Consider the following 26,769-nt stretch of genomic DNA (forward strand, 5'->3'; position numbering starts at 1 on the left):
AGGGTGTCTCTATAGTACGATTTAGCAGACAAGGTACCTGAGTCCTCTATCACACTCTCTTTTAGGGATGTATGTATCTATTGACCCGCAGCCATTCTCTAATTGAAGGAGGAAAAGAATATCATGCATCAGAAGACATTTAGCGTAGAAGGTAACTAATTGCCGCCAACCCATACGGATTATTGGAGAGTACCTTCCTGCACCCAAGTTGAGGTGGATGTACCATATCCCTCGCAAGCCATTCAACATAGAGAGAGATTGTCTACGTACAAAGCTAGATGTGTGTCCGAGAGTCAATCATCACAAACACCAGACTTTCCACAAGCAAATGACTACTATGGAAAAGCCAAGCCTCAGTATAATTGTAGAAATAATTTCACTATATAGGCAAAAAAATAGCTCAGATTTCTGTGAGCAGTAATGTAGCTGTGAAGGGTTCGGACGCTCTAACATGCCCACCCCCTCTCCGTGAGAAGTCATTTTGCCTACGGCTGGAAGGGGTATAGTTCCTGCCCCTTATGAGGTGAATGCCTTTCATTTAGTGCACACGCCGAAACCATAAAAGCCATAAGAGATGTCCATCCCATGTCATTGGTAAAGGGTTGCTCCCTTTGGTCGCAAAACTTTAGCTACCGCTAAACTTCAAAGCCCTTGACCAAAGACACTTTCACTGCTGCGGCAATCTGTGCCGATGACACATACTCAATTAGAAGTTAATGGGAGTGTTCATCGGTTTTCTAGTGTAGCAGTGAAAGGGTAGAGAAGGTGGCTGGGAGCTATCCTTGCCCATTTAAGACCTTGGGCTTTGCCCAAACCCAGCCTCTCCACGCCTCAATTAGAAGGGGAAACCCTTAATCATTCAGCAAGGACGCAGGACTCACGGAATACCCATGTGCCAGACGTTGCTGTACGGCGTCGTAATAGACGGTCTTTGTCTTTGAAGGCTTTTCCTTATGGAGTATTTCAAGCCAGGTTATTCGGTGTTTATTAGCTTCACGTTGGCTTTGAGGTAAGTCTGGATTCATGTTTTGTTGTTTTAAGCGCTCGATTATCTGTTTATGGTCAGTCATTGTCTTTCATCCTTTCTATATGTGTCAAGATTGGGCAGGTAGCCATTATTGCTCTATTTCTCCTACAAACTGTTTATCATGGTACATCTCATGATACAGGTAGTTCTCTACCCTTTGACGGTACTTGTAAGGGACTCTCCGTTTGCCTTTTTCAACCTCTGAAAGAGTCGATGCACCCATACCGAGAATGGCAGCCAGCTCTATTTGTGTGAAGTTGTCGTGGACTCGCTTAATTTTTAAGCAGCGGTGTAATGGTAAGCCGTCACATTCCACTAAAACATGTTTAATTTCCATTGCTCGCATAAGGCTCTCACGCTCTTCTGGTGTAATCATATATCATCATCCTTAATATTTTGTTTTTTTGTTAGGGAAGCCGCCCCACTAGAGACGGCTAGAGAGGAACCGAGGAGAAACCTCGACATATACCTTGAACACTTACATCGAAACCATTTAAGAAAAGAAAGTCAATAGATTTCTTCAACTTTTCAGAAAAAAATTAGTGAGATTGAAAGGAGGTGATGTGAACAGCAAACATAAGAAGTCCAATGAATAAGAAAGGGGGGAATAGTAGAGACGAAAGACAGGATGAAAAAAGGATATTAGAAATAAGATATAAAAATCATGCCTTGAGTGAGGTGCATTCAGGGCTAGTAGTGTGCATAAAAAAAGATGAGCCGCTGGAACGGTCTCATCAAAAGAAAAAATATCAATTATCTATAGTATACAGAAAAACTTATATCAATCAATTGGAGAGGCGTACATTCGTCTCTCCTTTTTTTATTTTAATTATTAGGAAGAAATTATTATGACCACTCAATTCGATAAATTTACTTTTAAAATGCTATTAGCGACGACTATCCGTGAAAAGGATGACAGCTATATTGTTAGTGAAATTTTTACCCGCTTTCCTTCAATTCAAGAGCTATTGGAAATTACAGAGGAAGAACTACTGGCAATCAAAGGTGTCGGAAAAGTGAAAGCACAACAAATTATCGCAGCATTAAAGTTAGCTAGACTAAATCCTAGTACAGCAGAAGAAAGATTTGCAATTAGAAGTCCAGAAGATGCATTTACTTACCTGAAAGACATGCAATACCTGCACCGTGAAGAATTTGTATGCTTAGGATTGAATACCAAGAACGAAGTAATGTTTAGACAAACGGTGTTCACTGGTTCGTTAAATGCTAGTATTGTTCATCCAAGAGAAACTTTCCTTCCATTGATAAAGAGATGTTGCGCCAGTGCTATTGTAGCTCATAATCATCCTTCAGGGCAGCCAGAGCCTTCAAGAGAAGACATAGAGGTAACTAAGCGGCTAGTAGAAGTGGGGAAAGTGGGGAATAGAGGTGCTGGACCACGTTATCATTGGCGCTGAAAAATACATTAGCTTAAAAGAAAAGGGTTATTTGTAATATTGGCTAGATGTATTGGTCAGTCTTTTTCAGTGTAAGAAAATAGCCAAAATCATACACTCATTTCCTTTGTATTCTTGGGATGGTGCCATTTTTGGTGCAATCCCAGTTTTTATAAAAAAAATCATACACTCATTTTCCTGTTTTTACTGAATTGAAAGGAGACGAAGAAAAATGACGACTAAAGCAGAGGTTTATGATGTTCAACCAATCAGGAGCAAAGAAAAACTGGAGGATGTGAAATGGAGTTTGAAGAAATGGTGCGGCCAGCGGGATTATATCCTGTTCCTTATCGGCATCAATACAGGGCTGCGTGTTGGCGACCTGGTAAAACTCAAGATAAAACAGGTTAAGGGGAAGAAGAAAATCACGGTTAAGGAAGGAAAGACCAAGAAGCCAAGAGTAATACAGCTTACAAACATCTATGATGAAATACAATCATATATAAAGCTACTGGAAGGGACGGCATGGCTTTTTCCCAGCCGCCAAGGCGGTAGCCATATCACTACCACTCAGGCATATAGGCAGCTTGTAAAGGCAGCTAAAATGGTAGACATTGAGGATGGCATTGGAACCCATACCATGAGGAAGACATTCGGCTACTGGTTTTATAAGCAGACTAAGGACGTTGCCAAGTTGCAAGAAATCCTGAACCATTCAAAGCCAGAAATTACAAAGCGGTATATTGGAATCACCCAGGAAGAAATTGAGGACAGCTTAAATGAATTTGTATTGTAGGAGGACAGGAAATGAGGCATTAGGAGAGATAAATGCAGGAAAAGATTTAGTAAAGCAAAGGAAGCATAGTGAATCTTTAAGTTGCTTTTTACGAGGTTGGCTATTCATATGCGAAAATGGCTTTCAGCTTGTGATGTACGTGGAACATTATGCATACCTGACCCAGACTTCTTGGTAATTACTATAAACCAACATACTACTCCATTGTAGATACTTTCACTTGTGAAGTACAGAAGGAAACAATAACATGAAAAGAGTAAGCGAAAACTATAGAGAACCAAAAGTATATCTGGAGGGTGAGATTTATGATTTACGGAATTGGCTATAGGGAACGTACAAAAGATGGGGAGCATCTATTTAATATTCAAAAACATATAACAAAAGAAGAATATGATAATCATAGGAATACACTTAGCGAAGCTCATAAAATTAACGCTATGTCAAAGGTCAATAATCTTCTTGAAAGAAACGGAAAAGAATATTTAGATTATTCCTCTTCCATCGAAGAAAAATTAAAAACAGATGAAGAAAACGTATATCATGAAGCAAACCGTTTGCTAATCAATTATTTATCTTCTTTATCAATGTTTATCGACTACGGTGAAAGGCACAACAAAAAACACTTTGGAAAAGCCAGAATGGAACAATTTAGAAAAAAAGCAAGTAGCTTTTATGATGGTCATGTCTCATACAGATTTATGGCAATGATGAGGCAATATGCTGTCCATTATAGTTTCCCTTTAGGGCATATTAAAAAAAGCCTTATAGGTGATAGTGGAATTTTTGCAGATAGAGAAACTTTATTAAAATTCAGTGGTTGGAAGCACTCCAGGCAAGACATCGAGAGAATGCCAAAACTAATTAATGTTGACCCTCATGTAGAGATTTCCATGATGTTTATTGAGAACTTATATCAGGATTTCATTTACGATATTGCACCAACCGTTATAAAGGGGATAGAACATTTAAATGGCATCATCAAAGACAATGGAGGAAAACTTCCTTTATTTGTAGCATTTAAAAGTGAAGAAGAATTTAAAAAAGGAAATATTAAAATAAACCTAGTTGACACAAAACCATTTATGGAAGCGCTGGAAATAATAAAAAGCCATCCTAGCATTAACATAACAATAGAATGAAACGCTTTTTGAAGTAAGGTTTATATTCGCGTTTTATTTTTTTTTACACCAACTATGTCAATAAAAAAAGCCTTTTAACCAGCAATGTATTGATATGACTGGCTAGAAGGCTTTATTTAGTTTAGCGACCACTTTATTTACAAACAGTATCCGCCGTTCCGTCTGGGAGGGAGTAGTGATTAAAATAACATAATTTTGTCTTGACGCTGCTAAATGAACTGGTTATTTTTTTGAAAACAGTTCAGTGGAGGCAGATAAAATGGGAGTATATAAACACGGTTTATCTAAGACTCGAATACATAATTTATGGAGAAAGGTGATACAAAGATGCACAAATCCTAAAGCATCTAACTACCATAACTATGGTGGGCGGGGAATAACAATCAGTGATGAATGGAGAAATGATTTCCTGGCGTTTTATCATTGGGCAATGTCTAATGGGTACGAGGATGGGTTGAGTCTGGAACGCATTAATGTTAATGGGAATTATGAGCCTTCTAACTGTAAATGGATTGAACTGCATCAACAATGTAGGAATAAACGGGACACCAAGTACGCTGAAATAAATGAGGAGACCAGGCCGCTTATCGAATGGGCTGAAATATATGATGTACCATATAAGACTGTTATGACTAGATGGTACAGGGGACAGAGGGGGAGTGACCTTGTTAGACCTTCAAGAGCGACTAAAGTATCGTGATAACTAAAAAAACCAACAAGCCTCCTTGTTGGTTCCAAATTTATTGAATGTTTCCTGACAGGTCTAAGCTCTTGATATACCTCTCCATAAAGTCCCAATCGGGTTCGCCATTAGCATCGACAGGTAGCTTAATTTGAGTAGCTTTCATACGTTGCAAATGCCACTTTCGACCATAATTATAACGATACTTTTCTTGTCTTATAACAGTGTTCAGAAACAAGGCTATATATGGGTTCATTTCAAATTTTGGGTATAGCACATTAACATCATCAGAGCACCAATATGGTTCAGGTTGATAAAACGCCTCACCTACTGACCCGTTGTAGTTTACAGTTATAGTGTTTCCACTATGAATAGGACCCTGTCCTACTTTGGCTGTTATCCCGTTATTTTTATCTACTGCCCCTATAAATAGCGTGTCTCCCTCAGTCATGTTTGCTTTAGTAAGACGTTTTCCTTTTTTTACGTCGAACAGTTGATTAAATTTAAACCATTGCCATTTTTGAGTGTCTAGCTCAGGCCTTTCAGTAAGTATAGGTTTTCTTAAGTCAGCAACTTTAGGTTGTTCTGTAGTAACCACCCAATCAGGTATTTCTGTAATTGGCGGCACTTCAAGGTCTTTTAAAGTTCTATTCGCTTCTCTACCAAATGCACTATATCGGAACCTATTATGCCTAATACAGATACAATAAAAAATTTTCTGTTCAAAGGTCATTTCCTGTAATGGCTTTAATACCGCAACATTCTGTGCAGTATAGAAAGGTGTTTCTTGAACAAACGATGAAAGTAATTTTGTCCCTCCAAGTGCCACTGTAATAAGGCCACTTTCATAAGGCTCATGCTCTTTTAATATTTTAACCCTAGCTGTTACTCCGTGATTTTGACTAGAACGCCCAACAAAATTAACGCCTTCTTCACTGTTCTCTACTACTGTCATTTTATTGAAATCCAATTTATTTCCATATGTTATTTCAAACAAATTACTCAATTTCGGCATCGTCAATTTCCTCATCGTCGTCAGTTGTTACATCCACTTCATTAACCATTCGATATACAACATATTTACGAACTTCCTCTTCAAAGTCTTTTGCTGTCAAATTCGAATAGTCTGTTTCAAGATATGCTTCTGCACACCATTCATCAGTATGGTCAACTTGTTTTTTTACAGCTAAGCCAGGAATTTCATCTCTGTTGCGATATGCTTCAATCCAGCTATCCCTAATAGATGGCCAAGTCCCACGAAGGTCAATTCTCCCTCTGTGCTTTGTCTTTACATATCCGTCATTTCTCCAGTATCCAAACCAAGTTTTTTTGTTGGAATCTTCATGTGGAGTGTGTGCAGTAAATACCATAATACAGGTTACGGTACCTACAGGGTAAAATAATTCTCCTGGCATCGACATTACAGCTTCTAATGTATGGTGTTTCAGAATCTCTTCTCTTATTGGGTGGGGTGAAGTTGCGCATGTAATAGGAACAATTGCAATTCCTGTTCCGCCTTTAACTAAGCAATTAAGCATATCACGGACGAAAACAAGCTCATGCAAATCTTCATCTGACTGGGAATACGGCGGATTAATCATCCCAACATTACACTTGTGTGCTTTTAATGCTTTTACAATCGCAGGTTCAAAGCAACTGCCTTGGTATAGGTTTGCTTTGCCATCTCCTCGCAAAATCATGTTAGATGCAGCCAATGCGTACATATTTGGTTGTTGTTCAACCCCAACTAATCCTTTTTCCTTAATCCTTTTCTTATCTGCCTCTGTTACAGCTAATTTCATCATGGCATTCATTGAAGATACTAGGAAGCCCCCAGTGCCACAGCAAAAATCCAGCACCTTACTATCTTTCTTTAAATTCGCAATTAAAGTAAATAGCTCGGCTATATGTTTAGGTGTTAGCACTATACCAAGGGCTTTTTTGTCTCCGCCTGTATACTTAAGGAATTCTCCATAAAATTGACCTACAACATCGAAATCATGATAAACACTTATGAAAGGCCAAACCTTTTCGTTCAGCATTTTTATTAATTCATGTAGCACACCTTTTGGATAAGCCTTAGTCGCTTTTCCAAGCTCTGGATGAACTGCAATTGAAGAGTAAGGTTGAGTCATATTAGCTTTCTTTGAATTAGGAATATCTGCTTTGTTTATTTCTTCTGTGATGTAATGCAGCCAGTGTCTTTGTAATTCCTCGGGGGAATATGCATCAAAGCTTTTAGCGAATCCACTATTATATAACGCTATCAAAGTACCACTTACCAATAAAGGTTTTTCGCTTTCAGTAAGCTTTGCGTGGTCACGCATAAACTCATGAAGAGTACGAGAGAATGCCATTAGTTCGTTATATCTCATTCTCTGAACATCAGGGTCAAACGTTCCGTGCTCTATGTAGTCTTCCCAAGGAATTATTTCAGTTATACTTCTTCCACCTTTGGTTAACAATTCTTTTGGTTCAGCCGCGCCTTTTGTATGAATATATGAAGATATCTTCATGCTTGATTCTGTCTGGCCACTCACAGCTATTGCAATAACGTTAAACTCTTTTGAAAGTTTTGCTGCATAGTGTAGTGCTCCATCAACTGCATACTTTACTGGCTCGTTATGTTCTGTACTTTCATGGTACCTTACATCTGCTTTGCACTCGAAGACAATTAAAAAGTCAGGAGTTGTCTCGGATGAAATAATAAACTCGGGTGAACCTTTTCCTCCTTTTCCAGACTTACTCGCTTCTTTAAGATATTTTTTTACAGCCTGAATTTCACTTTTTTGTTCTTCTACACGTACATCATTATCTGCGCTATAATAACTTAAGTCTCGAAGTTTATCCCTTACCAAATTTTCTGTTATACGCTCATTTGACATGCTGTACCCTCCATATAAATGCAGTAATATTAACCAATGCAAATGAATTACCTATCCTTTATTATTTTAGCAAAGTTTAAATGGTGCTAAAATCCTATTTAACATAAAAAAGCCCTTGATTATAAGGGACTCCATGGGCGAGAACGGTTTAATTCATGCAGATAGATAATTATTATAATTATATTCTATGAAAAGACCTTTGTACATCCAAACAAATCCTGGTTTAATGGAGCCTTTTTTGTTGACCGCAATGGGAGTCTTTTTTGTGAATGCGCCGTTAGCTTCTCAACATAGCTCTTGTAATTCGATTCATCTTGCAACTATAATAAGACTGTAGCGACTACGAAAAAACTGAACAGTACAACTTGATAAATCCGTTGGGTATGGGTAGCTAAACCTTGCTATTATTGGGTTTTGGTAAGGATGCCGCCGCCAATGATTATCTCACGGTCTTCAAAACCGCTTGTGACCTGCGTGCCAGGTCAGCTGGGTTCGATTCCCAGGCGGTCCCGCCAAAATAAACCAGTGTTATCAAGGGTTCAGGCAGTTTTTTATTCTTTGATTTGACAGTGATTTGAACTGTGATTTCCTGATAAACTAACACCAGTATTCCTTCTGAAAATTACATAATATGCGGTAACTTTTTCAGTGTATCCGTATGCGTTAAATCCACCAATCTATTAAAGAAAGGTGGATTTTTTTGTGGCAATTTTACCAAAAACAAAACGAAAAGGTGCAAGGGGAAATACAGCAGTAAAGCGTGTAAAGTCAGTTGAACAAAATTTTTCGTTATATGAAATGTTTGAACAGTTCATGGATTACAAGGAATCTGAAGGATTAGCTGAACCAACTTTGTATTGCTATTACGAACACCTAAAGTATTTCACAGACTTTTCAGGTGGTGACATATCAAATGAAGAAATCACCCTTGAAACTTTCAGAGAATACATTTCATATATGCTTCAGGAAAGGAAGGTTGCACCGACAACTGCAAATGTAAGAATAAGGACTTTACGTGCTTTTTTAAGACATGCTTATCAGGAAGGCTGGATAAAAGAACCTATACATGAACGGTTTAAACCTGTGAAAACTCATGAAGATGAAATTAAAGCATTCACACCTGCAGAAGTAAAAGGAATGCTGAACCAAATTGACGATTCAAGATATGTGGGTTTCCGTGACAGAGTAATGATTTATACTTTGCTTGACACAATGGTTAGAATTTCGGAATTGCTGAATATAAAAAGAAGCAATGTCGACTTGAAAAGTGGGCAGATAAAGCTTGAACCACACAAAACAAAAACCAAGCGTGCTAGAACTGTTCCTATTTCCACAAAAACAGTTAAGTTGCTGAAAGAATACATGGCAGAAACTGAAGATTTTGATTGTGAAATATTGTTTGTTACCTATGATGGTAGACCAATAGTCAGTAACACTTGGCGAAGGAGATTAACAGAATTAGGACAAGCTGCAGGAATTGATGATAAGAGAGTTTCACCCCATACCTTCAGACACACAGGTGCTTTATTTTACATTATGAATGGCGGTGACCCCTTCAGCTTGCAGAAGATTCTTGGGCACACAGATATGTCTATGGTACGGAAATATATTCAAATGACAGATACAGATGTAAAGAAACAACATAATACTTTTTCGCCTTGGAACAGAGTATTTAAAAAGAAGTAGAAAGAGGTATTTTCTGATGAATTTTCAGTTTCCAAACATTGATGAAATGAAAATAGAAGATGCTATTGTATGGTATCTGAAGGAAACAAACAAAGTATTCAGCACAAAGAATAGAATCGCTGGTACATTTTCAGATGAATACAAACAAGCTTTGTTGCAATGGAAGCTGGAACTATATAGGAAGGCACTTGCTGAAAGAAACAGCCGTTAAAAAGGCAAAAGAAAAAGCCACCTATTGCAGTAGGTGACTAAAAAATAAACGATACGTAAGCCGCAAATTAAATACTACGGATTACCGTACAACCACCTTCATTTTAATGAAAAAAACAGATAAATGCAAGGCTTCTTTAATGATGCCTTTTTTAAAAAAAATAATGTGAAGGTTGATTGTCGGTTCCGGTGCTTAACAGGGGGAACCGTAATATGAAACAGGGTAACATTGAAAGCTTCAGCAACTTATCACAATTCAGAGATATAGAAGATTTTAACAACAACTTTGAACAGTGGATGCTGGATATTAAAAGAGAATTTACGAAGTCAGAACTGATTGCATTGAAATACCTTAAACGATACTGTGCAAAGGTTGCTGGTGTTTCAAATGCCAAAATTGCAACTATCACTAAAACTGCATATGAAAATAATCAGCCTGTAAGCAGAAGCACAGTGAAGCGGATGGTTCAAAAGGCAAAAAATTTAGGCTTATTAAACGTGTATGAAACAGAAAGGAAGAACGGCAGTAAATCTAGTAACATTTATGTGTTCAATCGTTTTGTAAAGGCTGAAGAACCTTCTATTTCTGTTAATGCTGAACCATCTAAACCGGAAGAACTGAACCCACCACAAACAGACAATCTTTCTAAAACTAACAACAAAAATAATAATAAACGTACTGAAGATGTAAATTATTCAGAAACAAAAAGGGAAACTTTAGATGCTTCTTTTGTCAGTGAAAGAGTTCCAGCAGAATTTGTCAGCTTGGTAAAATGCTTCTTTGATGATGCAAAACAGATTGAAGAATATTGGAAGATGGTTATTATTTCAGCCTATAAAAACAAAATAACAGGTGAAATAATTGAAATAGCTTTACAGGCATTTAGAACGCTTATTAGGAAGATTAAATTCAGCAGTGTTACAAATCCATATGGGTTCTTTTATGGAGTCTTAAACCGTAAATTTAAAGTCATTTCCCTAAATCAATCATTTAACGACTGGTGGAAAGCTATTTAGTTTTATAAGAAACTGTTAAGAATTAACCACTCACCTTTGAAATATATGGTAAAATATTCATAAATGAACTTCCAAGGAGTGGTAAAGAATGAGTGTGCCTTTACCTAATAACACTATTAAGGCTATTGATGAATTCTTATCAACTTATGCGGAATCTTCACATGCAAATATGAATTCAGCTGTTAGTAGGTTGTTAAAAGATGAACTACATAAAAAAGACGTTGCTGAAATTACCTTTGCAGATTATCTAAAGATATTTCCTAATGATGATAAAAAACTTACTTCTAATGAAATTTACATGAAAAGCTTTTTTCGATTTTTATTTGCCTATGATTTTTTGAATAATCCAATTGGATTTAATGAAATTTTTAAAAGGAAAGAGAGTATAAAAAATGGTTTTCTTGCTAATAAGTTAAGACAAAAGAATATAGGTCAAAATGTAAAAAAAGAAAAGGAAACTGAAGTTATTCCATTAACAATACAAGAACTAATATTAATTCAAAAGGTTTTGGATGTAAAATCATCTAAGTTAGATACTTTAAAAATGCAATTTTGTTGGTATGCTGTTTTCGACTTAGGTTTGCCGGTAGAAGAACTAAGAAAAAAAATAACAAGCGAAAGTTATTCAAATGGATATCTTAAGACTTCTGAAGGATTGCTGCCAGTTCCTGAAAAGTTTGAAATTATGTTCATACAACTATCCGAACGTAGTAGCAATTATAATCGCTTTGCTACCGCTGATGCTTACTTTGAGAAAATAGGGGAAATTGCAAAGTTAGAAAGAAAACTAATCCCTTTAATGATTAAAAAAGCTAAAAGGGATTTCAGTCTTAAATGTGGAAATTGTCGTAAAAGTTATACAAACATAGCTGAAAATTGGCGTTCGGTTAATAATAGAATTGTATGCATTCATTGTTCAGAGGACTTAAAAAAAAACGAGATTTAGAGATTGAGATTCAATGTATTAAAGAATCAAATATTACAATAGATAATGCAAAAAGTGATTTATCTACATTATATGCATACGAAGATTTGAAGGAAAAAATACTAAATACAGAAATTGACTACTTAAAACTACATGAACTACAAATGGAGATAGGGAGACTAGGTGAAACATTTGTATATGAACATGAACACAATTACTTAAAGGGCACTATCTATGCTGAAATGATTGATGAACGGAAAGCTTTAAACCCTAAAAATGGTTATGATATTCTTTCTTTTACTCGTGAAGGAGAACCAGTTCATATTGAAGTAAAAGCAACAACTGGAACAGAGATTGAGTTTTACATATCAAATCATGAATATAAAACCGCAAAACGTATGAAAGAAGAAGGTTTAACGTATTTAATATATGTTGTAACAAGTGTAATGTCAGAATCCCCAGAAATAGTAAAAATCAAAGATATAAATTCAAACAAGGAATACCGATTTGAAGAATACAACTGGAAAGTTAAAAAGAGAAACCAGAAGAATTGCTAACTTAACTAGAGTGAAAAAATTTTTAGGAGAAGGGAAAATGAACAGAAAAAAGCTGCTATACAGTATTCTGAAGGAAATTGAACAAGGTAATGAACCAAAACAATCAGATTATGAACTGGATGATGAACAGTGGGGAGAACTTGCAGAATTAATTAGAAGTGAAGGATTTGCAAGAAATATTATGATTCAATATGCAGATGATACTGTTTATTATGTTGGTTATCATTCAGCTAAAATTACAATGAGTGGATTAGAGTTTTTAGAAGAAAATAATGCTTTTACAAAAACATACAAAGGTATTAAAGAGGTTCGTGATTGGTTGAAATTATAGATGGAAAATATAGAGGAGGAAAAATGGAGAAGTTTGGAATTATACCAAAAATAAATATTGAATCAGCTTTGAAACCAGCTTTCCAAAAACTTGATTATAATAAAACAAGTTTGGCTAATGTAGGAGAAATGCTGGATAGAATAAATCGTTTAAAGGAAATGGAAAGACAAGAACAGGAACTAAAACAACAACAAAAAGAACAACGAGAAATGCAGTTAAATGAAATGATTCAACAAATTGTCGCCAATACTGCTTATTTGCCGGAAATGGTTGGTTTGATTAGAAAAAATAATGAAATCAATGAAGAAATGCTTGGTTTATTTCAGGAAATGACTGAAGTGTTAAAAGCACAAACAGTTGAAGAAGCTGAAGGCATTGTTAAAACAGTGGTAGGTAAAGCCCAGGAAACAAATGATGCACTGGATGCCATGTCAGGATTATTGAGTTATGGGAAACTACTGATTAAGCTGATGTTTCCTGAAAGTTAAATACTTATAAAAAGGTGCTGAAAAATGGAATATGTAAATGAACTGCTTAAATTTTTGGGACAAGCTACAATACTAATAGCTGTGGTGACTTTTTTATTAAAATCATATTTTAAAAACCTTGTTGCACATTTTTTTAAGAAAGAACTTGAAGAATATAAACATGACCTAAACTTAATTACTGAAGAAAAAAAGTTTGACTATCAAAGAAAATTGCATGATTTCAACTTATACAGGTCGAGAAGACACGAATCATACCGAGTGTTATTTAAATTAGCACTTTCATCATTAAACAAAATAAATCATTCCAGAAAAGAAACTGTTTGGCCAAAATTCGAAGACATGACATATGAAGAGATAGAGGTCTATTTAAAAACTGAAATTAAAGATGAATTTGAAGTTCAAAAAACTAATAGAAGGTTTCAACAATATCGAGATTTTTCGATAATAAAGTCTTCAATTGTTGCAACCAGATTGAAGGAAACAATGTTAGAAATAAATAAATTTATTGATTATTTCGAGGAAAACGAACTGTATTATTCAAATGATGTTATTTCGGTTACTTTACCTATGAAACCTAAAATGAATGAAGTAAGTAAAATAATATCTGTGCAGGTCTTAGTAAAACAGATGGTTGATATAGAAATTGAAGAAGGCTTTTTTAAAGAAAAAATTGATAGCCTTGATGGGGAGATTCAATTTATAGAAGAATGTGTAGGTAAACTCAAAAAGCAAATAGTAAATGAATTATCAATTGGTGATTATTCTTAAATTCAATGTAAGAATGGGGAACTAAAATGCATATTGCATTGCATACCTTTTATTTTCAAATAGCAATGGAACATTACCAAAAATACATGGAATGCCTAAACCAATACAACGAACTTACAGATAATAATGCACAATGGGATATTTTTTCAAAAGACCCTGAACAAAACCAGTCATATTTTGGCTTGTTTAGAGATAAGGAAAAGAATGCAATTATTACGGTGGTATTTTTGGTTATGTCAGTTGAATCACTCATAAACGAATATGGGTTTTGTTTTTTGGGCGAAAAGAAATTTAATGAGTTTGACAAAGGTAATGTTATTGATAAGGTTGTAAATATTTACTTTGAAGCAACTGGTAAACAGTTCCCAAAAGATAAACAACTTTATCAAAGTCTTTATGATTTAATTACTGTTAGAAATACATTGGTACACAGTAAAAGTATTGAGGTCGATATTGAAACTTTAATGGGGAATGATATTGAAGCTGATAAACAATTTCTTGCAAACATAAATTCAATGTTAGGAAATAAAAGGAACAAGGAAACTAAACAGAAATTTTTGGATGAAATATTAACATCGTCAGTAAACGTTTATTCTGAACTTATTACCTTTCTAAAGCAGTAATTAAATTCTTAGAACTGGTTAGCTGCGGCCTTATTGAACTGATTGAATATTAATTTTCAATTCAAATGCTGAAAGTGTTCAATGGACAAAAAAAGATTCCCTTCAACCTTACAGCAGTACGCAACGAACTGGAAAAGAAGAAGGGAAAGCAACCATAGGGAGTAGCTAACAGCGTTGTGAAGGGAAAAAGAAACGAACCGTTCAACAGGCAACTAATATCAAGTCAACAAAACAGAAAAGGAGTGGAAAAAAAAACCACTGTTAACATAAAGTTACTCTTGTATAATTAACCTAAAGGAATATCTTCCTTTAGGTTTTGTATTTTATTTGACATAGGTAAACAGTACAACAAGGTGATAATATGGTGAAAACATGGAAGCTTGAAGAAGTTAAAGAAGAGTTTAAAAATGTAGGACTTAAGTTGTTAAGCAAGAGTTATATAAGTTCTAAAGAATTAATGGATTATGAATGCTTAAAATGCGGACATATAGATAAAAAAAGTTTCTCGAAAGTTTATTATAGAAAACAAGGTTGTAAGAAATGCGGAAAGAAAAAGGCTGGAGTTTCAAAAAGACTTTCCATTAACACTGTTAGAGAAGAACTAATAAAAAAAAATTTAAGACTTCTTTCCACTGATTATGTTAAGCGAACTGAACCGTTAGAATATGAATGTATTATTTGTCAAAAAAAAGATAAAAGAACATATGCCACTATTATTCAAGGTGAGTATGGTTGTATATTTTGCGGAGAAGTGATGAAACGTAAAAACCTTCTTAAATATACAATTGAAGATGCCAAGGAAATTTTTAAACAGGCGGGTTTATTATTAACTGAAAAAGAATACAAAAATTTTAATGAAGAAATGTCTTATGAATGTATTGATTGTGGCTATAAGGATAAAAAGAGTTTGTCAGTTGCGAAGGTAGGAAAGGGTTGTCCCAAATGTGCAGGAATATTACCTTTAGACTTAAACGAAGTAAGAAATTTATTTTCAGAAAATCAACTTTTGCTTAAAGAAAATGAATATGCAAATGCACGAACACCCATGAAATATCTTTGTCTTGTTTGCGGTTATATAGGTGATAAAACAGTATCAAATTTAAGGGCAGGAAAAGGATGCAAAAAATGTGCAAACATCCAAAACGCAAATAATCAACGGCTATTATATACAGATGTGAAAAAAATCATTCAGGGAAAAGGATGGAAACTAGTATCAGAAACATACGAATCTAATAGGGCTACCATTGAACTTAGGTGCCCTGCCGGCCATGAAGTATTTATGAATTTAAATAATTTTAACAGTGACAAAGGCTGCAGGAAATGTTCTGGACTAGAAAAACCATCTTTAGATGTTAGAAAAAGTGTCTTTTTAAATCTGAATCTTAAACTTTTAGATAATGAATATAAAAATAGTAATACCCCACTTACTTATGAGTGTCAGGAATGTGGGTACATAGGATATAAAACATATAAAAGTGCCAAAAATGGTTTTGGTTGTTTAGCATGTTCACCAGCTTCAGCTGGTGAAGAAAAGATTGCTAACTGGTTAATTGATAAGGGTATTCACCATATTAGACAATATAGAATTAGTGAATGTAGAAATAATAAACCGCTTCCATTTGATTTTGCTGTTTTTAATAAACTCAATCAACTACTTTATTTGGTTGAATTTGACGGGGAACAACACTTTCGTGCAAGAGAATATTTTGGTGGTGAACAATCCTTCTTGAAAAGACTAGAAAATGATGAAATAAAAAATAAATTTTGCAGTGCAAATAATATACCTTTACTCCGGATTTCCTATTTGGAAATTAATGAAGTTGAAAACATATTGTCAAAACAATTATTACCCTTATTAGTTAGATATTTAAAAAGAATAGGAGACAAAAATGAAAGCACTTAAGTCGATTTCAAATAAAATATTTGAAGAAATGGATTTAATAAAGAACGATTTTTTTCGAGAAGTTGTTAGTGTTATAGGCAGTAATAATACAATTAGTTACTATTGTAAGCTATACGAAGCTTTGTTTTATGATTACTTAAAAACCTATGAAACATTTATAAATAATGATGCAAAAATAATTCATGTAATAGCAGAAATTATTAAATGGGTTTGGGAAGGGGAAATTGTAGAAGATAAAGATTTTAGTAATATTGATTTTAACGTTCTACATAATTATTTCCAGAAAGTATATGAAGTCCACCAGTCTAATACGGCCTTTTTATCTGAGTATTTTAATTTATTTACAGCTAATATAATAAATGATGAAAAAGTAAGTTTTACATACATTAACAAGGAAGTAGACTTTTATGAAAAAGTAAATCATTTATTGATAACTGACTTCCAGGAACATAAGGGTAGAAAGATAATTGAAAAAAAAGAAAAAGCCAAAAAGAATGGTCGTTATCTTAATGCACAGTTTCATGCCAAAAACTTGGTTGAATGTGATTTTGAATTACCTGATGACTATAGAATTTTAGATTTTACAATTGGTCAAGTGAAAGAATTCTGGAAGCATTTATACACTGATGCCTGGAATAAAAAAAGTCTAAATGTTTTAGAGTTTAAAAAGTTTGTAAATAAAAATCAAGAAATTAGTTATGATAAGGTGAATAATTTTAAATTGATGGAAGTAAATCCAGAGAAATGGAATTTAAGAAGTTTAACTCTAGATAAGGCTAAAGATATGTTGGAAATACTTAGTTTCAATGGTCAGAAAAAGTTTAATAGGATACATTCATCGTTAATTTCTGAACCAATTATAAAGATGCCTGATTCAAGATATATTATTATTCCATCTGCAATATTTAGTCATGAACCCGAAAGGTATAGTCTTCAGGTCTTTGATAAACATATAAGTTACTATCAAAATATTGGGCAAGAAGTTCCCACAGATGATGATAGAAGAGAAGTAATCTTTGTTGAAAAACTATATAAGCTTTTTCGCGACTTTAAATATAAAAAAGATTCAGTGAATATTCCCGATTCTGATATAGATTATATTGTCTTTGATGAAATTACTAAAACACTTATTTGCTTTGAATTAAAATGGATAACAGAACCCTTCACTCCTTCAGAAATAAAGACAAAAGAAAAGCCTTTAGTAAAAGGATTAGAAATACAATTACCGAAATATAAAAATGCAGCGGAAGGAAACACTTTAAAAACATTGAAAAGTGCTTTTGGCAATAACTTTGATGAAACTCCAGTAAATTTTTATTATTTTGTTTTAACTAATTTAACTATTGGAAGTGGCTTCTTAAATAGAAGCACTTATAAAATTGTTAACATAAGAATGTTAGAAAAAGCACTTTCTGAGTGTGAAAATAATTTAAAGGTTTTATCTGAAATTTTATTTGAAGAAAGGTATATTAAAAATGCTGGAGACTTTATTGAAACAACTGTAACTACAAAAAAATGTTTAGGTATTGAAATTAGCCAACCTGAATTTAGTTACAAAGGTGGATTTTCGTTAGAATCTTAGATAATTTGTCTTGTAAAAAAGAATAACCTTTCCAGAACCAGTAATAAGGTTATGGAAGGGTATTTAATTAATATTTATTACTATAAGTTTTAGAAGATATTAATAGAAATAATACTCACTTCGTTCGTAATTTGCTTCACTTTGTTCAGCAAATCGTTAAATTTAATCTTATTAGTTATATTTCTAATGGTTCTGAACGAAGTGAAGAACTAAGCCGTTAGGCTTAATTAGTTAGTTGTTTAACCGAAAACTTTTAAAGAAGTTTACCGTTATCTCTGTTTCTCTAAACATATGTACCTTTTGCAGGGTGCTTATAAGACAAACTGTGTCTAACTGTCACAAAGGTTTCACAAATAGGGTTCATAAAGTTCATATACTTGTATTACCGTTATGCAGCGTTTAGGAAGGGTTAACGGACTGATTAAAGAATTTTATACAAGGTGGGATACTGTATTAAAATATTTTAATGTGAGTTTCTGTGTCGCCCTGTACTTTATCAGGGATGTGTCAGTCTATTGTAAATGTGTCTAAAATGTGAACAGGTTATATGTTGAAAAAGGGCTGATTTACCCAGCAAACGCTTCAAGGGTGTGGAAAGGGAAATGGGTGTCAAGTATTTTTTCTTTACAGGAATACCGGTTATTTTATATGGGGACACCAGTTAATTAATCAGGGGGGGATTGGTTTAAAAATAGGGGTGTTGTTTATGCAGGGAATAGGCTTAATTTTATGCAGTGAACTGTTTTTTCACAATCATGCACATAAGCCTTCAAGTACTGGTATAATAGTCTTTGCATAAAATCCTGCATATTACATAATTCAAGCAAGTTTGTGAATGGCTTTACACCAACGTTTATACACTCGTTGTATTTTACATAATGGTTATTATGTAAACTAAACGTGAATATTCAATTCATCAATATACATTCGAAGACTGCTCCAAAACAGTAATAAAAACATTTTTAAATTAACAGCAAATACAATTCATACATAAATATCTGATTAAAGTTGAAGATTAATATTCAAAAATACAGATACCCACCCATCATGGGGAGACGGGTTGCATGGTGTGGGAGTTAGCTATCTGAACAAATACACACCAATTTTAGGGTGCTGGTATTTCCTGCCTTGTGATATTCCTTCAGAACCTTTACAGAATCTTTTCGCACCTTCCGAATACCTTCCGAACTACCTTGTGGCAACCCCTACCCCTTATCAGGAATTTTAGAAATATGAAATATCAAAAACGGCTTTAAAAAATTACATAAAATTTTTAAGGTTCTTGGATTTTTCAATAAGGGATTTTTCAAAGGATTCTATCCTATCCAGTTTGTTATTCACTTCTGTAAAATTCTCCTTTACTTCCTGCCTGAAAGCCTTCTGTTCATCCAGCATAGTTTTTAAAACTGATAGTATTTGCTTTACCTTTTCCTTTTCCATTCCAGTCACCCCTAGCTTTTATTTTTATTATCTATTCATAAAATATTAACGGTTCTGTCTGACAAATGCATTGTTTTAAGTCCTAATGTATAGGAAGGTAACAAGCTGATGAAACGATATAAGCAGATGAATCTTTCTAAAAAAAATAAAAAATAAATATTCTGTGATTGAATGTTATGTTTAAAACTTTTTCTTCTTTTCTTAGTTTCGTATGTGTACTTATCAATTGCAACTACCTAAAGGTAAAAAGTGTGTGGGTGTCTGATTTCATTTCAGGCACTCTTTCTTTTTATTAATTATTCATATTTTAAGAATTACATATAAAGGGGTGTAACAGATTAATGAATGTTGAACTAATCAAATATTTAAGAAGTATAACAGATTTATCACAATCAGAACTGGCTTCAAAAGTCGGGGTGCATCAATCTCTTATCAGCAAAATAGAAAAGGGAATTGTACCAGCACAACCTGAAACAGAATTTAAGATAATGCAAGTCTTTTCAGATGCTGGAATCAGTACACAGGATATTGTATTGCTTCAGGGTGTCTTTAATAACAGGAGAATAAAAGGGGTGTAACAAGTGGATTACAGAAGTCAAATCAGGCAAAACCTTATATACATTCAAACATCTTTACAGAACGGCACACACAAGGAACAGAAAGCTATTATTCATTTAATGATGGAAGATACTTTACAGGCTGTTAAAGATACCGAATTTACTTACCAGTACAACTATGTAAGGGAAACAGATAAATCACATCAAAAGGTATTTATTAATCTTGCTAATAAATCAAAAACAAAACTAATTGCCAGCTTGGAAGATTTACGGTGTGAACTCACTGGAAGGAATGGAAACAGTAAACAGGCTTTAGCATTAATTAAAAAGATGCTGGAAACAAACCTTTGTAAGAATGAAGTAAAAAACAAAGTCAGGAACTGGACCAATACAACAAATATTACTGTCAAAAATGGGCTTATTCGCACATCAGTTTAAAAAGGGGGTACTACTAAATGACTGAAAACAATGAAGCGAAAGCACCTGATACTTTATCAGATGAACAGATAAGGATAGCAAAGGCTTTTGTATCAGAAAGGCATGAAAAGGGGATAGGGGTTACTGAATTTTGTAGTAAGTACAGAATCAGCACTAAAACCTTTTATGAATGGCGGAAAAATGAAGTCTTTGAATCTTATTTAGTTGCTTTAGGTGGAAGCATTATTTCAGATGATGAAAGACAAGCCTATCAACTGGTAAAGAAAAAAATTATGGCTGAAGCTACAAAGGCAAATGCAGGTGTAAGGGAAATACAGCTTTTTCTTGATAACTTCTCGTATGTGGTAGAAGCAGAGAAACAGGAACGCATGAAAGAGTTAGGTATAACACCAGCACACGAAAGACAATCAGAAAAGAGTGTTGAAGAAAAGAAACTTGGACTTCTTGCAAGATTAAAAACAGCAGATAAACCAAACAGGGAAGGAACTGATAACAATGAATAAACCACCAATTATGTATATTAGCGAAGGCATACGATTACAAGCTGAAGAAAGAGAAAAGCAGCGTGCAGAAAAAGTTGCTGAAATGAAGAATGAACAGGAGAAGGAACAACGGGAAAAGGAAGCTGAAAAAGGTGAAGTAAAACAGCAATTAACACAGGAAGAACAGATTAACTTATTAAGTGCTTCTGTACTGGAATTATCAGAACAACTAAAACAATTAAAAGGGGATGCGGAATAATGGCAAAGATTAAAACTGTAATAAATAACTTATTAGGAAAGATTGAAACTACTTCAGAACGATATGAACAAACTTTAGAAAAGAAACAGGAAGAACTGATTGAAACCCAGCAGAAGCTTCAGGATGCACAGTTTAAGCTTAAAGACTTTCACAAGATGAAAGTATTAGGAGATATTACAGAAGAAGCATATGAAGCTGAAGCCGTTACAGTGAAGGCATTAACAGAAAAGATTGAAACCCTTCATAAAGAAATAGGGTTAATTGATACTTACAAAACTGAAGATGTTGATGCAGTGCTTGCAGAAATTAAAAAAGCACAGGCTGAAAATGTTGGTGAAGCATCTAATGAAGTTAGTCAGATTAAATACAAGATGCAACAGGCAAAGCTTGAATATCTTCAGAAGATAGCAGAAGCGAGGGAAGAATACTGGAAAGCTGTTAGTACAGAAAACAGATTGAATAACATTCTTGTAAAGCTTGGTAAAAAGAATCAAAACTATTTGTCAGGTGCATATGAAGCAATCGGTTTTGCTGGTTATGGCAATGGATACAGCACCACTAACTTAATGGTTCAGCAGAATGAAGTATTTGATGCTTTGAATTATGGCCGACTTCCTTCACCGACTATTTCAGCAGTTGAGAAAGGAAAGAAAGCCGGATATATTAAGTAATTGAAATTGAATAATAATTTTCAATAAAAGCACCATGACAAAACATGACATAAGAAAGCAAAACAAAACCCCTTTACAGTTCCTTTGCTGGTTCTGAATTGGGGTTCTTTTTTTATGACTATATAGGTTATTATCCATATAACAAAAGTTAATTTGGCTGCATGTTGTTTCTCAAGTATCTATCTATACGATAAAACTAAGCAAGTTTGTTTATAAAAAATACCTATATAATAGGGAAGGGGTGATGAATATGGAGATGAAAACTGCAAAAATAATCAATAATATTAGTAGACTGGATTCTGAAGTGTTTTCTGTTGTACTTCTGAAGTTATACGAAAATATCTCAAATTTATATGACAGAATTGAAGAGGAAAGTAAACTAGAGAACTGTTTGGTTCAATTAGGTTTAAGAAGTGGAGACGAATACAGCAAGGAATTATTAAAACACCTTGGTTTTTCTGAAGATGATGAAATTGCAGATGAGTATATTTATGATTACTGCTTATCCACAGATGCAAACAGAATGGAAGTTTTAAAGAAGCAACTAATAGAATGGATTGTTGAATCAGCAGAAATTGAATATTAATGTTTCATGTTGTTCTTTAATGGAGTAAATATGGTGGGTTTACAAGTACAGAATTAATAGTACCAAATTGGAAAAATTCTCTTGAAATAGCATTAGTATTTACCTTATAATATACATTAGGATTTAACGTAAATACTGGTGGTTTTTCAGCAGTAATACGGGTGTTATTATTCATTAAAAGTTGATTTGACGGTGATTTAAAGAAGATTATAAGGATGGATTTTACTCCACGGTCTTCAAAACCGCTTGTGACCTGCGTGCCAGGTCAGCTGGGTTCGATTCCCAGGCGGTCCCGCCAAAAACGTTGATAGATCAGGCTTTTCTTATGGTTTATATATAAATGGCAGATGCTTTATTTTCCCTATAGACCGTGTAGGGTACATAAAACAGACCTTGTGACCTCCTTTGCTTATGTGGGCTAACTCCGCTAATCAAAGGAGGTTTTTTTATCTGTAAAAAGCAAAAGAAAAGGAAGAAAAACAGTAAATTTACGGTCGTTCCAGGAAGAAACACATGAACCAATTAGAGGAAAGCGGTTGGATGATTTATTTAACACTTTCATGCGCGCAAAAGAACTGGAAGGGCTGCGTGAGAGGACGCTAAAAGACCACAGGACCAATTTTAAATATTTCACCGGATTCTTAACAAAGAAATATCAGCAAATGGAATATGCTGAAGAGATTTCAACTGATACGATTCGGGATTATGTTTATTATGTGAGTAGGGAGAAAAAATTATGGGACGACCACATACAAGCATCAGTAAGGTATAAAACTGATAAAAAGGGGCTATCACCGACGACTGTTAACATCAGACTGAGAACGTTATAATGCTTCTTTAAATTCTTAAAAGATGAAGGGCATATTCCGGAAAACTCGACAACAAGGGTCAAACACTTAAAAACGGAACAAGACACTATAGATGCATTCACAAAACAGCAGATAACCGATCTGTTAAAACAGCAGAACCAGCGAACATATGCAGGCTTCAGGGATTATGTATTGCTTTTATTATTTTTAGATACTGGAATCAGAGCAAACGAAGCTTTAGGGCTTACCAGTAAAGATTTTTATTATGAACAGAAAATGATTAAAATACCGGCACCGCTTGCCAAGAATACAATCGCACGGATCCTTCCGTTATCCAAAAAAACAGCTAAAATGATTCATACACTAATAAAGGAAAACAGGATATTTGAAGATACCGACTATATTTTTTTTATCCAATTACGGAGGAAGAATTAATCCCAGCTGGGTCAGATCAAGAATCAAACAATACGGCGACCAGGCAGGATTAAGAGATATTCGTGTTTCGCCTCATACGTTTCGCCATACGTTTGCAAAATTTTATATTTTAAATGGCGGGGATGCCTTTACTTTGCAGCGCATCCTAGGTCATGCAACGATGAATATGGTCAGAAAATATATTCAAATGAACGGTGAAGATATTAAACAGCAACATCATCAATACAGTCCAATTAATCATCTATAATTATATACTTAGGCAATGGCAGCCCAATTAACATACAAAAAGTTATTTAAAGGCTACCAAGAAGTTTATCAACCATTTTTATGAATCTCCAGAACTAATAAAATGAGGGGAACGGATTATACCCCGGATATTGGACACTAATAAAAAAGTCACTAAATCCGGGGTTTTTTGTATATTGCATTTATAAGAGATGTGTTTCTCATTTGTTTGCACACTTTTTCATAAAGGGCATTATGCTAGCCTTTTTAGGGCATGTCGTTCCTCTATGCGTTTATCAATTCTTTCTAAAGCCTGTTTGTCATTTAAAAGATCCTGTTTATTCTTTTCAATAAGTTCCTTCAATGATTTAATATCTTTTCGCACCCTAATTCAACTCACTTTCATTTTTTATCAGAATATTCTATATAATTATACAACAAGAAGTAGCTCTCTAAACCAAATACATTTGAACAATGTGTGAACTTTTAAACATAGGAGGGAGCTTATAAAAGGCAAATATAAGGAGCGAATTGAGTGTTGACTTGAATTTTCAAAGTATCATATATCGGTCTAGGGAATATAAAAGACTTTTTATGCAGCATCTTACTGTGACAGCAAATCTTCCCACCTTTCAATATCGTTATTTGTGGCCTCTAACATACATTTTCAAAAAATATGCCAGAACTTAATAGGATCAATTTTTTCTTTTGCAGGCTGGCTGTAGCCTTTCTGGATTCCCCGGACATTTTTTCTCCAAGTGTTAAAATATTTATGGGTAACCGGGAGTGATTCTGGCTTTTTTATTTATCATCTTAGATTATTTCAAAGCTGCTCCTCCTGCAAAACCAGTGGGCAATTAAAACCAATGTAGTTAGAAAACAAAAAGAATAAGTATAGGGTGAACTTCTGTGAACTCTGGCTATAAAAGATTAAAGGAAAATCAGCCACATGTGTTTTCCTAAAGACCATTCCTTCTTTTCTCCATGGTGCCCCAGTTCTGAATCTTCCCAAGTAATACTCAGGGTATCAATTTTGAAAAACGGACAGCGGAGGTGACGGGGAAACAGTTTTTCGCTTGGAGTAAACATACGGGAATGGAACTTATAATGCAACTAAAATTAGGAGATGATCTTAGATGAAATATAGAAATCTATTATTGTCGATCCATAGCAAGGACTTGAAATGAGGGTTTATTTTAGTAACGTAATTTATTGGTAAAAGGGATTCTTTTTAACGGAATAATCTGAAAAAATATTGTAACCATGATTATATCATGATATTGTTTTTATATTATATATGTTTTTTAATATTTACAGAGCAATTATATTTAGACTTATTGCTAATTACGCTATCAAGATTTTATGGGAGGATATTAGGAATGAAGAAATATCTTCGTGAATTACCAGCTATCCACTTGATACAAAAGGATTTAAGATTTATTACATTAAGAAGAAAAAAACGAATCACCCTACAAAAGTTAACGGAATGGGCCCAGTATGAAATTAATAGCATACGTGAAGCGATAATAGATGGGAAATGGCAAGATGGCATTCTTTCTAAAGAGGACTTTGAAAACTATATCTTTAAAAAACTAGAGCAAAAATCTGATACATTTCATCAAAATAATTTAAGACGCGTTATTAACGCAACTGGAACGATTCTACACACAAATTTGGGACGGGCAAGGTTAAGTGAAGAAGCAATCAAGCAAGTTGTTTTGACTGCGAGAAATTACTCAAATCTAGAATATGAAATTGCAAAAGGGATACGGGGATCCCGACATAAAATCATCGAATCCATTCTAACAGCTATTACTGGTGCAGAAGCAGCGATGGTTGTAAATAACAATGCGGCAGCAGTTTATTTGATCCTACGTACTTTGGCCAAGGAACAAGAGGTTATTGTATCTCGAGGTGAACTGGTTGAAATAGGGGGTTCATTTAGAATTTCATCTATCATGGAAGAAAGCGGAGCAAAACTAAAGGAAGTAGGCACCACAAACAAAACACATCTGTTTGATTATGAGCAGGCAATTAATGAAGAAACTTCCATTCTTATGAAGGTACATACAAGTAATTTTAAAACAATTGGATTTACGCAATCTGTAGAAACAGAGAAACTAGTTAAACTAGCGAAACAACATGATCAACTTCTTGTTTATGAGGATTTAGGAAGTGGAGCCCTTTACCATTTCGAAATAGGGAATGAGCCAGTTGTATCAGAGGTATTAAAAAAAGGAGTAGATATTGTTTCATTTAGTGGTGATAAGCTTTTGGGCGGCCCTCAAGCTGGAATAATTGTTGGAAAGAGAGAATTAATAGAAAAGCTTAAAAATCATCAAATGGCACGTGTTTTACGTGTTGATAAAATGACTTTAGCCGCACTAGAGGCAACCATTAAAGGCTATATTCAAGGAGAATCCGAACAAATTCCAACGATTCGCGATATTTTGCTTCCTTTATCAGAAATTAGAAAGAGAATTAATATATTTATTGATGGCATTAGTCAAAACAAGGACAATTGGAAAATGGTTATCAATGAAGGTACCTCTCAACTTGGGGGAGGCACAATGCCAGGTGTCGAAATCCCAACACTTGTTGTTGCGGTAAGTCATGATCAGTTGAGTTCACAACAGATTTTTGATCGCCTGCGTCTAGGGAGTCCAGCGATTGTAACTCGACTTAAAAATGACCAAGTCCTAATAGATTTACGCACGGTGACAGAGGAAGAAATCCCGTTTCTTATTAATGCAATTCTTCATATCTAATGAACAAAGGAAAAATAGTCTATATCTGTTAAAATTAAAAGGAACTATTAAAGTTCAAACAGCCGAGAACTCTTCCTCTCGGC

The 26,769-nt window shown here is 34.3% G+C and carries 32 protein-coding genes; 26 read left to right on the plus strand and 6 right to left on the minus strand.

The window, feature by feature from the left end; translation table 11 throughout:
• Positions 1-851 precede the first annotated feature (851 nt).
• Both DFO73_RS23315 and DFO73_RS23320 read right to left on the minus strand, forming a co-directional pair.
• Positions 852-1,070: a hypothetical protein gene (locus DFO73_RS23315; RefSeq protein WP_110067100.1), complete on the minus strand. Its 219-nt coding sequence runs from the start codon at positions 1,068-1,070 to the stop codon at positions 852-854.
• A gap of 45 nt (positions 1,071-1,115) precedes the next feature.
• Entirely contained in the window at positions 1,116-1,403 is a 288-nt protein-coding gene (locus DFO73_RS23320) for a helix-turn-helix domain-containing protein (protein ID WP_110067101.1), read from the minus strand.
• A gap of 472 nt (positions 1,404-1,875) precedes the next feature.
• Here DFO73_RS23320 and radC point away from each other — a divergent pair, with 472 nt between their 5' ends.
• From radC to DFO73_RS23345, 5 genes are all read left to right on the plus strand, one after another.
• The gene (gene radC, locus DFO73_RS23330) at positions 1,876-2,445 is read left to right on the plus strand and encodes a RadC family protein (RefSeq protein ID WP_309044189.1); all 570 of its coding nucleotides are present in this window, start codon (positions 1,876-1,878) and stop codon (positions 2,443-2,445) included.
• Positions 2,417-2,482: a hypothetical protein gene (locus DFO73_RS29695; RefSeq protein WP_309044237.1), complete on the plus strand. Its 66-nt coding sequence runs from the start codon at positions 2,417-2,419 to the stop codon at positions 2,480-2,482. The genes radC and DFO73_RS29695 overlap by 29 nt, the downstream gene beginning before the upstream one ends.
• A gap of 174 nt (positions 2,483-2,656) precedes the next feature.
• Positions 2,657-3,220: a tyrosine-type recombinase/integrase gene (locus DFO73_RS23335; protein ID WP_110067103.1), complete on the plus strand. Its 564-nt coding sequence runs from the start codon at positions 2,657-2,659 to the stop codon at positions 3,218-3,220.
• A 305-nt stretch (positions 3,221-3,525) separates the two neighbouring features.
• Positions 3,526-4,359: a hypothetical protein gene (locus DFO73_RS23340; RefSeq protein ID WP_110067104.1), complete on the plus strand. Its 834-nt coding sequence runs from the start codon at positions 3,526-3,528 to the stop codon at positions 4,357-4,359.
• A gap of 259 nt (positions 4,360-4,618) precedes the next feature.
• Positions 4,619-5,059: a hypothetical protein gene (locus DFO73_RS23345; RefSeq protein ID WP_110067105.1), complete on the plus strand. Its 441-nt coding sequence runs from the start codon at positions 4,619-4,621 to the stop codon at positions 5,057-5,059.
• 40 nt (positions 5,060-5,099) lie between these two features.
• Here the strand turns inward: DFO73_RS23345 and DFO73_RS23350 are convergent, their stop codons facing one another.
• Positions 5,100-6,056 carry a restriction endonuclease subunit S gene (locus DFO73_RS23350; RefSeq protein ID WP_219993449.1) on the minus strand — a complete coding sequence of 319 codons (957 nt, stop codon included), beginning with the start codon at positions 6,054-6,056 and terminating at the stop codon, positions 5,100-5,102.
• Complete coding sequence (locus tag DFO73_RS23355) at positions 6,040-7,926, minus strand: HsdM family class I SAM-dependent methyltransferase (protein ID WP_110067106.1); 1,887 nt, start codon at positions 7,924-7,926, stop codon at positions 6,040-6,042. The genes DFO73_RS23350 and DFO73_RS23355 overlap by 17 nt, the downstream gene beginning before the upstream one ends.
• A gap of 702 nt (positions 7,927-8,628) precedes the next feature.
• Here DFO73_RS23355 and DFO73_RS23360 point away from each other — a divergent pair.
• The 11 genes from DFO73_RS23360 (at position 8,629) to DFO73_RS23410 (ending at position 18,016) form a co-directional block, all read left to right on the plus strand.
• A complete protein-coding gene (locus DFO73_RS23360; protein WP_258309717.1) occupies positions 8,629-9,612 on the plus strand; it encodes a tyrosine-type recombinase/integrase in 984 nt (327 codons plus the stop codon).
• A gap of 16 nt (positions 9,613-9,628) precedes the next feature.
• Positions 9,629-9,823 carry a hypothetical protein gene (locus tag DFO73_RS23365; protein WP_110067107.1) on the plus strand — a complete coding sequence of 65 codons (195 nt, stop codon included), beginning with the start codon at positions 9,629-9,631 and terminating at the stop codon, positions 9,821-9,823.
• A gap of 212 nt (positions 9,824-10,035) precedes the next feature.
• Positions 10,036-10,839: a hypothetical protein gene (locus tag DFO73_RS23370; protein ID WP_110067108.1), complete on the plus strand. Its 804-nt coding sequence runs from the start codon at positions 10,036-10,038 to the stop codon at positions 10,837-10,839.
• A gap of 88 nt (positions 10,840-10,927) precedes the next feature.
• Positions 10,928-11,785, plus strand: a complete 858-nt coding sequence (locus DFO73_RS23375) for a hypothetical protein (protein ID WP_110067109.1) — start codon at positions 10,928-10,930, stop codon at positions 11,783-11,785.
• Positions 11,752-12,321, plus strand: coding sequence for a DUF3883 domain-containing protein (locus tag DFO73_RS23380; protein ID WP_181396114.1), 570 nt, complete (start codon positions 11,752-11,754; stop codon positions 12,319-12,321). Before DFO73_RS23375 ends, DFO73_RS23380 begins: the two co-directional genes overlap by 34 nt.
• Positions 12,322-12,358: 37 nt before the next feature.
• Entirely contained in the window at positions 12,359-12,652 is a 294-nt protein-coding gene (locus DFO73_RS23385; protein ID WP_110067111.1) for a YjcQ family protein, read from the plus strand.
• Positions 12,637-13,140, plus strand: a complete 504-nt coding sequence (locus DFO73_RS23390; protein ID WP_110067112.1) for a hypothetical protein — start codon at positions 12,637-12,639, stop codon at positions 13,138-13,140. The genes DFO73_RS23385 and DFO73_RS23390 overlap by 16 nt, the downstream gene beginning before the upstream one ends.
• 24 nt (positions 13,141-13,164) lie before the next feature.
• Positions 13,165-13,908 (plus strand): hypothetical protein, encoded by a 744-nt coding sequence (locus DFO73_RS23395; RefSeq protein WP_110067113.1) that lies wholly within the window; start codon positions 13,165-13,167, stop codon positions 13,906-13,908.
• Between the two features lie 26 nt (positions 13,909-13,934).
• Positions 13,935-14,531: a hypothetical protein gene (locus tag DFO73_RS23400; RefSeq protein WP_110067114.1), complete on the plus strand. Its 597-nt coding sequence runs from the start codon at positions 13,935-13,937 to the stop codon at positions 14,529-14,531.
• 361 nt (positions 14,532-14,892) lie between these two features.
• Complete coding sequence (locus DFO73_RS23405) at positions 14,893-16,434, plus strand: hypothetical protein (RefSeq protein ID WP_110067115.1); 1,542 nt, start codon at positions 14,893-14,895, stop codon at positions 16,432-16,434.
• Positions 16,421-18,016: a hypothetical protein gene (locus DFO73_RS23410; RefSeq protein ID WP_110067116.1), complete on the plus strand. Its 1,596-nt coding sequence runs from the start codon at positions 16,421-16,423 to the stop codon at positions 18,014-18,016. The genes DFO73_RS23405 and DFO73_RS23410 overlap by 14 nt, the downstream gene beginning before the upstream one ends.
• A 1,260-nt stretch (positions 18,017-19,276) precedes the next feature.
• On the opposite strand, the gene DFO73_RS23415 is transcribed toward DFO73_RS23410, so the two are convergent.
• A complete protein-coding gene (locus DFO73_RS23415; protein ID WP_110067117.1) occupies positions 19,277-19,456 on the minus strand; it encodes a hypothetical protein in 180 nt (59 codons plus the stop codon).
• Between the two features lie 341 nt (positions 19,457-19,797).
• Here DFO73_RS23415 and DFO73_RS23420 point away from each other — a divergent pair, with 341 nt between their 5' ends.
• From DFO73_RS23420 to DFO73_RS23460, 9 genes are all read left to right on the plus strand, one after another.
• On the plus strand, positions 19,798-20,034 hold the full coding sequence (locus DFO73_RS23420; RefSeq protein WP_110067118.1) for a helix-turn-helix domain-containing protein: 237 nt from the start codon (positions 19,798-19,800) through the stop codon (positions 20,032-20,034).
• 3 nt (positions 20,035-20,037) lie between these two features.
• A complete protein-coding gene (locus DFO73_RS23425) occupies positions 20,038-20,451 on the plus strand; it encodes a hypothetical protein (protein ID WP_110067119.1) in 414 nt (137 codons plus the stop codon).
• Between the two features lie 17 nt (positions 20,452-20,468).
• The gene (locus DFO73_RS23430; RefSeq protein ID WP_110067120.1) at positions 20,469-20,954 is read left to right on the plus strand and encodes a phBC6A51 family helix-turn-helix protein; all 486 of its coding nucleotides are present in this window, start codon (positions 20,469-20,471) and stop codon (positions 20,952-20,954) included.
• On the plus strand, positions 20,947-21,192 hold the full coding sequence (locus DFO73_RS23435) for a hypothetical protein (protein WP_110067121.1): 246 nt from the start codon (positions 20,947-20,949) through the stop codon (positions 21,190-21,192). The genes DFO73_RS23430 and DFO73_RS23435 overlap by 8 nt, the downstream gene beginning before the upstream one ends.
• Entirely contained in the window at positions 21,192-21,863 is a 672-nt protein-coding gene (locus tag DFO73_RS23440) for a hypothetical protein (RefSeq protein ID WP_110067122.1), read from the plus strand. The genes DFO73_RS23435 and DFO73_RS23440 overlap by 1 nt, the downstream gene beginning before the upstream one ends.
• Before the next feature lie 250 nt (positions 21,864-22,113).
• Positions 22,114-22,449: a hypothetical protein gene (locus DFO73_RS23445; RefSeq protein ID WP_110067123.1), complete on the plus strand. Its 336-nt coding sequence runs from the start codon at positions 22,114-22,116 to the stop codon at positions 22,447-22,449.
• Between the two features lie 536 nt (positions 22,450-22,985).
• The gene (locus tag DFO73_RS23450; RefSeq protein ID WP_110067124.1) at positions 22,986-23,279 is read left to right on the plus strand and encodes a hypothetical protein; all 294 of its coding nucleotides are present in this window, start codon (positions 22,986-22,988) and stop codon (positions 23,277-23,279) included.
• 120 nt (positions 23,280-23,399) lie between these two features.
• Positions 23,400-23,693, plus strand: coding sequence for a tyrosine-type recombinase/integrase (locus tag DFO73_RS29880; RefSeq protein ID WP_375137346.1), 294 nt, complete (start codon positions 23,400-23,402; stop codon positions 23,691-23,693).
• Positions 23,644-23,940 carry a tyrosine-type recombinase/integrase gene (locus DFO73_RS23460; RefSeq protein ID WP_110067126.1) on the plus strand — a complete coding sequence of 99 codons (297 nt, stop codon included), beginning with the start codon at positions 23,644-23,646 and terminating at the stop codon, positions 23,938-23,940. Before DFO73_RS29880 ends, DFO73_RS23460 begins: the two co-directional genes overlap by 50 nt.
• A 231-nt stretch (positions 23,941-24,171) precedes the next feature.
• Here DFO73_RS23460 and DFO73_RS23465 read toward each other — a convergent pair whose 3' ends face one another.
• On the minus strand, positions 24,172-24,303 hold the full coding sequence (locus DFO73_RS23465) for an FbpB family small basic protein (protein WP_110067127.1): 132 nt from the start codon (positions 24,301-24,303) through the stop codon (positions 24,172-24,174).
• 994 nt (positions 24,304-25,297) lie between these two features.
• Here DFO73_RS23465 and selA point away from each other — a divergent pair.
• Positions 25,298-26,686: an L-seryl-tRNA(Sec) selenium transferase gene (selA, locus tag DFO73_RS23470; protein ID WP_110067128.1), complete on the plus strand. Its 1,389-nt coding sequence runs from the start codon at positions 25,298-25,300 to the stop codon at positions 26,684-26,686.
• Positions 26,687-26,769 lie beyond the last annotated feature (83 nt).

It is taken from the genome of Cytobacillus oceanisediminis, assembly GCF_003182355.1.
GTDB classification, from domain to species: Bacteria; Bacillota; Bacilli; order Bacillales; family Cytobacillaceae; genus Cytobacillus; species Cytobacillus oceanisediminis_A.